Genomic DNA, 11,518 nt, shown 5'->3' with positions numbered 1-11,518 from the left:
GCCGGTACTTAACCGGACTCATTGCACCCAATGATAATTTAATTCGCTTCTCGTTATACCAGCGTATGTACCTGTCCAGGAAGCAGATAAATTCTTCCTGCGTCGTGCTCGCCCAGTTTCTGCCATAATACATTTCATTTTTGACCCGCCCGAAGAAGCCTTCACACGCCGCGTTATCCGACGAGCAACCTTTGCGCGACATGGACCTTTTAAGACCCGATGCATTAATACGATCCAACCAACCCGGCCATCGATAATGGCCGCCTCTGTCGCTGTGTATCACCGGTTTTTCATTTTCTCTGAGCGTATCGAGCGCGTCGTCGAGCATGCCATTCACCAGTTTTGCGTCCGGACGTGTTCCTATCGACCAGCTCACCACTTTGCCATCAAAACAGTCGATTACGGGCGACAGATAGACCTTGCCCGCTGGCAGGTGGAACTCAGTAATATCAGTCAGCCACTTCTCATTTGGGCTGCAGGATCGAAAATTTCTGGCAAGGAGATTTTCAGGTGCCGGCCCTATTTCTCCGCAGTAAGAGCTGTATCGTCGTTGCCTCGCTTGCTTAACAACGGCCAGACAACCACCATGCGTCAGGTAATGTTCCACAGCAGCGATTTTTTGCGCCTGTGAGTATCGCTGTCTCGATTTTAATTCTCTCGGTAATTCGCCAGTTTCTTCATAAATTCTCACCCAGCGACCGAGCTGTTTTATGGATGGATATCCCAATTCTCTGATGACCACAGAGGCTTTTTTGCCATATCGATAATAGAGTTCAACAGCCCGAACCCTGTCCTCATATGAATGCATTAACTCTCTCCCGAGAGTCCAAGAAATCGTCCGCACCCCCTTATGGCTAATTTCAAAGATACAGGACGTTGCCAGAGAAAACACAGCTTATCTGACATAAATCGACGGCCACTTAAAACCCACTCCCAGCCTCTCCAATGAGAGTTTTACAATTATTATTCGGCTCGTATAATGAGCCGAATAAAGTCACTAATCGGCTCACAGGAACCTCAATGGATAACCGGCAATGGATCTGGCAATCACCAGACTGGCCTCAGTTCAACTGGGATGATGACATCATTCAGCCACAACTGCGTCAGACGCGCCTGAAAATGGGCAAACTCGTCGGTAAAGCCGAATCACGCCCCGGTCAGGATGCTGCCGAATATTCTCTCGATGCGATGCTGAGCAATATTCTGGCGTCATCGGCCATCGAGAATGAGCGACTTGATGCCCATTCTGTCCGTTCTTCGCTGGCCAAACGCTTAGGACTCACGTGGCATCTTCCGGGAACCACGACGGAACGTTCAGAGGGCTTAGCCAAAATAATGATGGATGTTTTCAATTCAGATGTCGGTGAACTGACTGAAACCCTTTTGTTTCAATGGCATTGCTGGTTATTTCCGGAGCCGGCACCGGCTTTTTTAAGACGTGGTGACTGGCGTGGTGACGCAACAATGCGTGTGGTTTCAGGCAGGATTGGAAAGGAAAAGGTGCATTATCAGGCGCCGCCACGCGAACAACTTTCCGCTGACCTGACTGCGTTTTTGCAATGGTATAATCAGTCACGACATCGGGCGGCGCTGGATCCCCTTCTTCGCGCTGCGCTGGCTCATTTCTGGTTTATCACCCTTCATCCTTTTGAAGATGGAAACGGCAGGATTACCCGTGCCCTGACCGACATGGCGTTATTCCAGGCCGATCATGAAAGCGTGCGTTTATATGCCGTTTCAGAAGCTATTCTGAATCACCGGAAAGACTATTATGACGTGCTGGAAGCCACCCAGCGCGGAACGATGGATTTAACGGACTGGCTCAGCTGGTTTCTAAAAATGCTTGAAACCAGCGTAGATACCGCGATCATGCGCATCGATCAGACGCGGGTAAAAACACTTTTCTGGCAGATGCATCACAGTAACGGACTCCCCGCTGAACAGGTCAAGGTTCTGAACCGTTTACTGGACGGAGGCGATAATGGATTCGCCGAAGGGATCAGCGCAGGCCAATATCAGAAGGTGGCGAAAGTGAGTAAGGCGACGGCCACCCGCCATCTGACAGATCTCGTTGCGCGGGGCTGCCTGACCAGAACCGCAGCGGGCGGACGCAGCAGCCGATATAAAATTATCGACAACTTTTCTTCTCTTAATGGAAACTTTATGAAAAACATCACCTTTTATGGCAGATTTGAAAACGACATTCTTGCCGGACGTAAAACCATCACCCTTCGCGAAGCCAGTGATGCAAACTTTTCTGCCGGTGATAAGGTGTGTGTCAGCCGTTATGAGGATAATGTATTTTTCTGCAATATCGAGGTAATTGCGGTGACGCAGGTGATGTTCGACGATCTGAATGACAAACATGCCGTGCAGGAAAATATGACGCTGGAGCAGTTAAAGGATGTGATCAGCGAAATTTATCCGGGTCTCAAAGAGCTGTTTATGATTGAGTTCCGCCTTATCTGATGACATTGGTCTGATGTCATTATTATACAAAAAAAGGCGCATCGGGAATTAACCGCCGCGCCCTTTTCTTCTTCTAATTTAGCCCTGCCAGCGAGAATTGCGGATCACTGAACAGAATACGGATACCACGGATATTCAGACTCATAATATTTCTCCTGCTGGGTTGTATGAGACAAGAATAAACGGCAGGATAAATGTCATCAATCGTCGCGAAATGACGATATAGGACAAATAGTCATTCTGCGACAGGAAACTTCTCAATGCCCAAACACATCATCATTCTCGCCGTGCCCGGCGTACAGTTGCTCGATGTTTCCGGCCCACTGGACGTGTTCGCCGAAGCCAATCAGCAACGCGGTCGTGAAGTGTATAAACTGAGTATTATGGCGACCGGCGATCAGGCAGTGATCCCCACGTCTTCCGGTGCGAAGATGGTGCCCGACATTTCCCTGCATTCGCCTGTTTCCGACGCGGTAGACACATTTCTTGTAGCCGGTTCGCCACAACTCGGCGAGCACTTAGCCGATGAGGCGCTTAAAGAAGGTATCAGGCGGTGGAGTCAGCATGCGAAACGTTTTGGTTCTGTCTGCAGCGGCGCCCTGCTGCTCGCTTCGGCGGGATTGCTCGATGGCCGGCGCGTAACCACCCACTGGTCTGTTGCCGGTAAACTGACAGAAGATTATCCGCAGGTAAAAGTCGAAGCCGATGCCATATTTATTGCCGATGGGCCGTTACGGACAGCGGCCGGAGTAACGTCCGGTCTCGATTTAGCGCTGAATATGGTTGAGGAAGATCTCGGGCGGGAAACTGCGCTGGATGTTGCAGCACAACTGGTGATGTTCTTTAAACGTCCTGGCGGGCAAATGCAGTTCAGCCGTCACGGACAGGCCTCACTGAGCGGCAGATCAGCGTTGCAGGATGTGCAACGCTGGGTGATGAATTCCCTTAACTACCCGCACAATGTGCAAAGTCTGGCCTTGCATATGGGCATCAGCCCGCGACATCTTACCCGGTTATTTAATCAGGAACTCCGGCAGTCGCCAGCGGAATGGCTTGAACAGCAGCGTGTATTTCATGCCAGGCAACTGCTGGAATCTGGCGAACTGGCAATTAAACAAATCGCCGCTGAGTGCGGTTTTTCGGGCGTAGATATCCTGCGACGCGCATTTGTCAGGCAACTGTCAGTGACACCGTCACAATATCAAAAGCATCATGTTCGATAAACATGATTTGAAAGAAACGCCTGTAAAATCAGGCTTCTTTTGCCACCTGCGCGCGCCTGAAACATTCGGGATGATGGGTGTTAATCAGACCCGTGGCTTCCAGCCAGGCATAGACAATCGTCGGGCCAACGAATTTAAAACCTCGTTTTTTGAGATCCTTTGAAATACGCTCGGAAAGCGCATCTTTGGTCGGAACCGGCCCAACGTGCTGAATCGCTTTCCCGCCGATTTGTGCCCAAATCCATTCACCGAAATCTTCTCCAGCCTGCTTCATCGCGAGATACGCGCGGGCATTATTAATCACTGCCCTAATTTTGATGCGTGAGCGGATAATATCGGCGTTATTCGCCAGCCTTTCGACATCTTCTTCAGTGAACTCGGCCACTTTCTCAGGCTCGAATTGGCAAAAAGCCAGCCGCAGCGCGTCGCGTTTTTTCAGCACAATTCGCCAGGATAATCCGGCCTGAAAGCCGTCGAGCATCAGTTTTTCCCAAAGCGCTCTGCCGTCGCGTACAGGCTTACCCCATTCTCTGTCGTGATAGTCGGTCATCATCGGGTCATTTGTGCCCCACGGACAACGGATAGGGTCAGTCATAGCGAACTCCTGCAACGGAAACATCCTTTATTCTAACCTGACAACTATCGTGACGTGGTAAACTTTCATCCCCGCCCTGTTAAGCGACTAAAACTCTGAAACTGATGATTTCCCTGAAGTTCATATGTGCACGTTTTATCATTATGCCCTATAGTGTATGTTGTAACTAACTGGAGGGTTTATGGCGGATTATGATTTAATTGCCCGGATGAACGGTTGTTTTAACGAACTGGAACTGGCGTTGCAGGATCTGGGGCATTTCCTGAGTCAGCTGGAATTATTGCAGGCACGGGTCTTTGCGCTTCCTGAAGTTGTCAAAGGTGAAGAACATAATCCCGCAGACAAAATCATCGTCACACCGCACACCGGCGAGGCTGCGCAGCAACTGGCGTTGCAGCATTTTCAGCGTTTATTTATTCATCATAATAACGAGAATGTCAGCAGTAAATCGGCCGTCCGTTTGCCAGGTGTGTTGTGTTATGCCGTCGACGCCGCAGAGCATCAGTCTGCCCTGCTTCTGATTGAGGAAGTGAACAAACTGAAAGCCGAGCTGGAACATATTGTGACCGTGGAATCAGGCCTTGCCCGCGAACAGCGTTTCGAGTTTGTTCATACCCATCTCCGCGGGTTGATTACGCTAAATGCCTACCGCTCGGTGACGTATCTGAGCGATCCGGATTCCGTGCGTTTTGGCTGGGCGAATAAGCATATTATTAAGAACGTGACACGTGACGAAGTTCTGGCTCAGCTTGAGAAAAGCCTGAATGCCGGACGCGCTGTATCGCCTTATACGCGTGAGCAATGGATGGAAAATATTAACCGGGAGATGAGCGATGTGAAACGTCTTCCAGAGCATGCGGCGCTGAAATTTAAGCGTCCGGTGAAAGTACAGCCTATCGCGCGCGTATGGTATCGCAACAGCCAGAAACAGGTACAGCATCCCTGCCCGCTGCCGCTGATTGTCTTGTGTCTGCGCTCTCCGATGATGCAGGTCCCCAAGTTAGGAGAACTGCATGATTACGATGTTACGAGCATTAAACATAAGTACAAACCGCAGTCACAACCGCTGAGTCTGCTGATCAAACGCCTGCATTTATACACCGACTATCCGCTATAACCGACAGACAGCGGCCATAAAAAGGTCCGGTTTCCCGGACCTCATTCGCTTTGTTTTGGAAGATATTCTTAAGCCTTCATGCTGCCAACCATCGCTTCCGGACGCACCCATTCATCAAACTGTTCTTCAGTCAGATAACCGAGTTTCAGGGCAGAACCCTTCAGTGTCAGCCCTTCTTTATGGGCTTTCTTGGCGATTTCAGCCGCTTTGTCATAGCCGATATGCGTATTCAGTGCCGTCACCAGCATCAGCGATTCATTCAGCAGCTGAGTGATACGGTCGCGGACAGGCTCAATACCCACTGCGCAATGCTCGTTAAAACCACGCATTCCATCGGCCAGCAGACGCACCGATTGCAGGAAGTTGTGGATAACCAGCGGACGGAAGACGTTCAGTTCAAAGTTACCGGAAGCTCCGCCAATGTTCACCGCAACGTCGTTGCCCAGCACCTGCGCGCACAGCATGGTCATGGCTTCACACTGCGTCGGGTTCACTTTACCTGGCATGATGGAACTTCCCGGCTCATTTTCTGGGATAGAAATTTCGCCGATACCACAACGCGGGCCGGAAGATAACCAGCGCACATCGTTGGCGATTTTCATCAACGAGGCTGCCAGACCTTTCAGCGCCCCGTGTCCGTGAACCAGCGCATCGCAGGTGGCCAGCGCTTCAAATTTATTAGGCGACGTCACAAAAGGCTGTTTAGTCAGTTCCGCCAGCGCTTTCGCCACGCGCACCGCATATTCCGGATGCGTATTCAGGCCGGTACCGACTGCCGTTCCCCCCAACGCCAGCTCTGCAATGTGAGGAATGCTGTTTTCAATATGCGTTAAACTGTGCTCCAGCATCGCTACCCAGCCGGAAATTTCCTGACCCAGCGTCAGCGGCGTAGCGTCCTGTAAATGTGTACGACCAATTTTCACGATATCGCGAAACGCATCCGATTTGGCTGCCAGCGTTTTATGCAGCACTTTCAGCTCAGGGATCAGCGTTTCACGCAGTTCGATCACGGCAGCAACGTGCATCGCAGTCGGGAAGACATCGTTAGAGCTCTGGCTCTTGTTCACATCATCATTCGGATGGACTTTACGCGCTTCACCCCGCTCGCCCCCGAGAATTTCACTCGCGCGGTTCGCCAGAACTTCATTCATGTTCATATTGGTCTGGGTACCGGAGCCGGTTTGCCAGATGGCCAGCGGGAATTCAGCCGGATGTTGACCGGCAAGCACTTCATCAGCGGCAGCAACAATGGCGTTTGCGCGCTCTGCAGGCAGCAGCCCCAAATCCATATTCACGCTGGCGGCGGCGCGCTTTGTCAGAGCCAGCGCGTGGATCAGCGCTTCAGGCATTTTTTCAGAGGAAATACGGAAATGCTCCAGGGAACGTTGCGTCTGAGCGCCCCAAAGTTTATCTGCCGGAACATCAATTGGCCCCATTGAGTCTTTTTCAATGCGTGTTGCTGCCATTACTGTCTCCTTAGAGGCTTATTACAATGGTAAATCAGGTTTTTTTGTTGGTTAAATCAGCGGTTTTGCAGGTTTTTGATTGCCGCACGCGCTCCCACGCATCCGTTGGCGGCCCGTTAATTATAGTGACTTATAAGGCGGACGTATAATTCGATTCGATCTCCGTTCCGAAAATAGGTGCCTTTGGCACTTTTTGGTGCTTCGTAGTTGTAATGCCTGCATTGGCATTGTTTACTAGGCGGCAATATTTTCTATTCAGGATGAAGCAATGCAAAAGATGCAGAACGGTGTACAAAATTACGCCTGGGGCAGTAAAGACGCTCTGACCAAACTCTACGGAATTACCGACCCGCAAGACCGGCCGATGGCCGAATTGTGGATGGGGGCTCATCCTAAAAGCAGTTCTCAGGTTGAGAACGCCAGCGGCCAGACCGTCTCTCTGCGTGAGCAAATCAGTGCTGATCTGAATGGCCAGTTAGGGACGAAAGTCGCTAAACGTTTTGGCGAACTGCCGTTCCTGTTCAAAGTACTTTGCGCCGATCAGCCGCTTTCCATTCAGGTTCACCCGAGTAAAGGTGCCGCTGAAATTGGCTTCGCGAAAGAAAATGCCGCCGGAATTCCTCTGGACGCTGCCGAGCGTAACTATAAAGATCCCAATCACAAACCTGAGCTGGTTTATGCCCTGACGTCTTTCCAGGCAATGAACGGTTTCCGTGAGTTGCGTGACATCGTTTCCTTACTGCAGCCTGTTGCAGGCGCACATCAGCTGATTGCCAGCTTCCTGAATTTCCCGGATGTTGACCATCTGCGTACCCTGTTTGCCGGGCTGCTGAGCCTTGAAGGTGAAGACAAATCCCGTGCGCTGGACGTTCTGAAGTCCGTGCTTGATGAGCAACACGGTGAACCGTGGGACACCATTCGTAGCATTTCTGAATTTTATCCTGATGACAGCGGCCTGTTCTCCCCGCTGCTCCTAAACGTGATCACCCTCCAGCCGGGTGAAGGCATGTTCCTATACGCGGAAACTCCGCACGCTTATCTGAAAGGCGTTTCTCTGGAAGTTATGGCGAATTCCGATAACGTTCTGCGTGCCGGTCTGACGCCGAAATATATCGATATTCCAGAGTTACTGGCCAACCTGAAATTCAATGCGAAACCGGCAGCTGAATTACTGACCACGCCGGTTGTCAAAGGCGCGGAACTCAACTTCCCTATTCCTGTCGAAGATTTTGCGTTTTCAATTCACAGCCTTGCGGCAGAACCGCAAACGCTGGAACAGGACAGCGCAGCTATTGTCTTCTGTATTGAAGGCCAGAGCGTTCTGGCAAAAGGCGAAGAAACGCTGGTGCTCAATCCCGGCGAGTCATGTTTCTTGTCTGCCAGTGAGTCTCCGGTGACGGTCAGCGGCAACGGTCGCATTGCACGGGTGTTCAATACACTCGCGAAATGATCCAAAGCCTAAACAAAATGGGGCTAACTGCCCCATTTTGATGATTTTTTTGCTGATTCAGCTACACTCAGAGGACTAATAACGCCGTAAGGCGTTTTTTATTTTCGGGATATTTCATAAGGATAAACAGAGATATGAAGAAGTCATTAGTCGCTGTAAGCGTCATTGTAGTCCTTGGCGCGGCCTGGACAGGCGTCTCGTGGTACACGGGTAAAATGATTGAACAGCATATGGATGAGCAGGTTGCGAACGCCAACAGCCAGCTGCAAAACGCTTATCCGAAAGCCGGTCTGAAAGTCAGCTATGAAGATTACCAGCGCGGGCTGTTCAGCAGCAAAATGCGCATTGTTCTGCGCCCGGATGCCGCCGCTGCTACCGCGGGCAGCAGCGTGCTGAAAACCGGTGACGAAATTGCCTTTATCGAAACTATCGATCACGGTCCTTTCCCTGCCGCTCAGCTGAAAAAACTCAATCTGATCCCGAGCATGGCATCTGTTCATTCAGAGCTGCAAAACACGCCGACGGTTAAAGGCCTGTTTGATGTCACCAAAGGAAAATCTCTGGTCACCATCGACACGCGCGTTTCCTACAGCGGTGCGAGTGCATCGGCCATTGATATCATTCCGGTGACTTACCAGAAAGACGAAACCCAGCTGGCCTTCTCCGGCGGTACTATCAATGTGGATGTTGATAAAGACCTGACCGCCATGAAGCTCGATGCCAATACCGACAGCATCGCGCTGACCTCTAAAAACCAGTGGGGACAACTTGAAAAAGTGACTCTGGCAGGTTTTAGCATGGACAGCGATACCCATCAGGGTAAGTTCCAGGTGGGCGTTGGCGATCAGAATCTGACCGTGAAGCAAATACTCGTGAACGTTGACGGCAAAGACGCCGGTTCTCTGGACAACTTCAAGCTGGTGAGCAAATTCTCTGAAAATGGCAATAACATTGGCGGTCAGCAGGATTACACCATCGACGCTCTGAAAATTCAGGGCCAGGATTTCGGTTCAGCAAAGCTGACCCTGAAACTGGATAAGCTGGATGGCGCCGCGCTGAAACAGTTTGCTGATAACTACAATCAGCAGTCTCGCGATTTGCTGATGAAACAAGGTGAACTGGATCCTGCGGCTTATCAGCAACAAGCGGCCGATTTATTGCTGGCAAACCTGCCGTTACTTCTCAAAGGCAATCCGTCCATCAGCATTGCTCCGCTTAGCTGGAAAAACAGCAAGGGCGAAAGCAGCTTTAACCTGCAACTGGATCTGAAAGACCCGGCTGCAACACCGGCACAAACGCAGGATCAGATGCTGTCTCAGCTGGTGAATAAAGTTGACGCCAAACTCACTATTCCTCTGCCGATGGCCACTCAGGTGACCACACAGGTTGCGCAGATCGAAGGCTACAATGCCGATGACGCCGCGAAACTGGCTCAACAGCAAGTTCAGGGAATTGCCGCGATGGGTCAGATGTTTAAACTGACCACCGTGAAAGATGACACGATTTCCAGCAGCTTCCATTACGCGGACAATCAGGTTGACCTGAATGGTCAGAAAATGACGTTGCAGGAATTCGCAGGTCTGTTTGGCATTCTGGGCGGGCCAGCAGCGCCAGCCCCGACGCCTGAACAGGAAACGCCAGTGACTCCGGCTCCGGCGCCAGTTCCGGCGCAGTAATATTGTTTACTCCTCCCCTGCGAAGGGGGAGGAGTAAAAACCCGCCCGTTACCAAGGACCTCCCGGCGTGACCACCTCGACTGACCTCCTTCGTCTGCAAGACGTCTCTTTTACGCTCAATAATATCCCGTTACTGGAACCGGTTTCACTCACCCTCAATCCGGGTGAATTCACGTTACTGACCGGACCTTCGGGCAGCGGCAAAAGTACGTTGCTGAAGATCATTGCTTCGCTGCAAACCCCGACCGGCGGCAAACTGTGGTTTAAAGGCGAAGATATTTCGCAGATAAAGCCTGAAACGTATCGCCAGCGCGTTTCTTACTGTTTTCAGACACCGTCGCTGTTTGGCGAAACGGTGTATGACAATCTCGCCCTGCCTTATCAGATCCGCAATAAAAAGCCCGATGACGACAAGCTTCGCGACTGGCTGAAACGGGTGAATTTAACCGAAGACATGCTGACCAAGCGCACGCAGGAACTTTCCGGTGGCGAGAAGCAACGCGTCGCCCTGCTGCGCAATCTGCAATTTTTGCCGGACGTTCTGTTGCTGGATGAAATCACCAGCGCGCTGGATGAAGAAAATAAGATAAACATCAACGAGATAATCGCAGATCTGGCTGACAAAGAGCAGATCGCCGTGTTGTGGGTAAGCCACGACCAGAATGAAATCCGCCACGCGAAACATGTCGTCACCCTGACCCGTCATTCACAAGGAAGTACGGCTCATGAATCAGCATAATATTACCAACCAGTCTCTGGCTCTCGCGCTGATCCTGGTGGTTGTCGCCCTGCTCGTCAGCAAAAAAGAAAAACTCGGCCTCGAAAAAGACATTATCTGGAGCGTGGCCCGCGCCGTCGTTCAGCTGGTGATTGTCGGCTATGTGCTCAAATACATTTTCGACATCAATAACAGCCTGTTAACGGTACTGATGGTGCTGTTCATCTGCGTGAATGCCGCCCTGAATGCGAAAAAACGCAGCCGCAATATTGATAACGGTTTTATCATTTCGTTTATTGCGATCACGGTCGGCACGACGCTGACGCTGTCTATTCTGCTCCTGAGCGGTTCGATTGAGTTTCTGCCCATGCAGGTTATTCCGATTTCGGGAATGATTGCCGGAAACGCCATGGTCGCGGTGGGTTTGTGCTACAGCAATCTGAATCAGCGTTTTCTCGATAATCAGCAAAAAATTCTCGAGATGCTAAGCCTCGGCGCGCCGGTAAAAATGGCGTCAGGCAGGATTATTCGTGACAGTATACGGGCGGCGATGATCCCGACGGTCGATGCCGCCAAAACGGTGGGTATTGTCAGCTTACCCGGCATGATGTCCGGGCTGATTTTTGCCGGGATCGATCCGGTTAAAGCCATCAAGTATCAGATTATGGTGACGTTTATGCTGCTGGCGACGGCCAGTTTATCAACGATCATTGCCGGCTATCTGGCTTATAAACGTTTCTACAATGACCGTGCGCAGCTGCGCGATTTGAAATCATCGTAATCTACATTGCCCGTCAGCGGTTT

The 11,518-nt window shown here is 51.1% G+C and carries 9 protein-coding genes and 2 pseudogenes; 8 read left to right on the top strand and 3 right to left on the bottom strand.

Annotated elements, in window-relative coordinates:
- Window positions 1-568, bottom strand: a pseudogene (locus tag J1784_RS08910) (IS3 family transposase); the annotation flags it as partial.
- A 452-nt stretch (window positions 569-1,020) separates the two neighbouring features.
- On the opposite strand from J1784_RS08910, the pseudogene J1784_RS08905 reads away from it, so the two are divergent.
- The 3 genes and pseudogenes from J1784_RS08905 to J1784_RS08895 all read left to right on the top strand — a co-directional run.
- Window positions 1,021-2,127: pseudogene (locus J1784_RS08905) on the top strand (Fic family protein); the annotation flags it as partial.
- Window positions 2,128-2,163: 36 nt separating this feature from the next.
- Window positions 2,164-2,469 (top strand): N(4)-acetylcytidine aminohydrolase, encoded by a 306-nt coding sequence (gene yqfB, locus J1784_RS08900; protein WP_217148905.1) that lies wholly within the window; start codon window positions 2,164-2,166, stop codon window positions 2,467-2,469.
- 260 nt (window positions 2,470-2,729) lie between these two features.
- On the top strand, window positions 2,730-3,692 hold the full coding sequence (locus tag J1784_RS08895) for a GlxA family transcriptional regulator (RefSeq protein ID WP_217148898.1): 963 nt from the start codon (window positions 2,730-2,732) through the stop codon (window positions 3,690-3,692).
- Between the two features lie 28 nt (window positions 3,693-3,720).
- Here J1784_RS08895 and J1784_RS08890 read toward each other — a convergent pair whose 3' ends face one another.
- Window positions 3,721-4,287 (bottom strand): DNA-3-methyladenine glycosylase I, encoded by a 567-nt coding sequence (locus J1784_RS08890; RefSeq protein ID WP_217148897.1) that lies wholly within the window; start codon window positions 4,285-4,287, stop codon window positions 3,721-3,723.
- Between the two features lie 181 nt (window positions 4,288-4,468).
- Between J1784_RS08890 and tus the strand changes: the two genes are divergently transcribed.
- On the top strand, window positions 4,469-5,404 hold the full coding sequence (tus, locus tag J1784_RS08885; RefSeq protein WP_217148896.1) for a DNA replication terminus site-binding protein: 936 nt from the start codon (window positions 4,469-4,471) through the stop codon (window positions 5,402-5,404).
- Window positions 5,405-5,472: 68 nt separating this feature from the next.
- On the opposite strand, the gene fumC is transcribed toward tus, so the two are convergent.
- Window positions 5,473-6,870, bottom strand: a complete 1,398-nt coding sequence (fumC, locus tag J1784_RS08880) for a class II fumarate hydratase (RefSeq protein WP_217148895.1) — start codon at window positions 6,868-6,870, stop codon at window positions 5,473-5,475.
- 268 nt (window positions 6,871-7,138) lie between these two features.
- Between fumC and manA the strand changes: the two genes are divergently transcribed.
- From manA to fetB, 4 genes are all read left to right on the top strand, one after another.
- Window positions 7,139-8,320 (top strand): mannose-6-phosphate isomerase, encoded by a 1,182-nt coding sequence (gene manA, locus J1784_RS08875; RefSeq protein ID WP_217148894.1) that lies wholly within the window; start codon window positions 7,139-7,141, stop codon window positions 8,318-8,320.
- Between the two features lie 134 nt (window positions 8,321-8,454).
- On the top strand, window positions 8,455-9,996 hold the full coding sequence (locus J1784_RS08870) for a YdgA family protein (RefSeq protein WP_217148893.1): 1,542 nt from the start codon (window positions 8,455-8,457) through the stop codon (window positions 9,994-9,996).
- A gap of 67 nt (window positions 9,997-10,063) precedes the next feature.
- Complete coding sequence (gene fetA / locus J1784_RS08865) at window positions 10,064-10,735, top strand: iron efflux ABC transporter ATP-binding subunit FetA (protein WP_217148892.1); 672 nt, start codon at window positions 10,064-10,066, stop codon at window positions 10,733-10,735.
- Window positions 10,722-11,495 carry an iron efflux ABC transporter permease subunit FetB gene (gene fetB, locus J1784_RS08860; RefSeq protein WP_217148891.1) on the top strand — a complete coding sequence of 258 codons (774 nt, stop codon included), beginning with the start codon at window positions 10,722-10,724 and terminating at the stop codon, window positions 11,493-11,495. The genes fetA and fetB overlap by 14 nt, the downstream gene beginning before the upstream one ends.
- Window positions 11,496-11,518: the final 23 nt, after the last annotated feature.

The sequence above is a fragment of the Rahnella ecdela genome, from assembly GCF_019049625.1.
Lineage (GTDB): Bacteria > Pseudomonadota > Gammaproteobacteria > Enterobacterales > Enterobacteriaceae > Rahnella > Rahnella ecdela.
The sequence above is the reverse complement of the archived record's forward strand: the minus strand, read 5'-3'. Positions and strand labels throughout refer to the sequence as shown.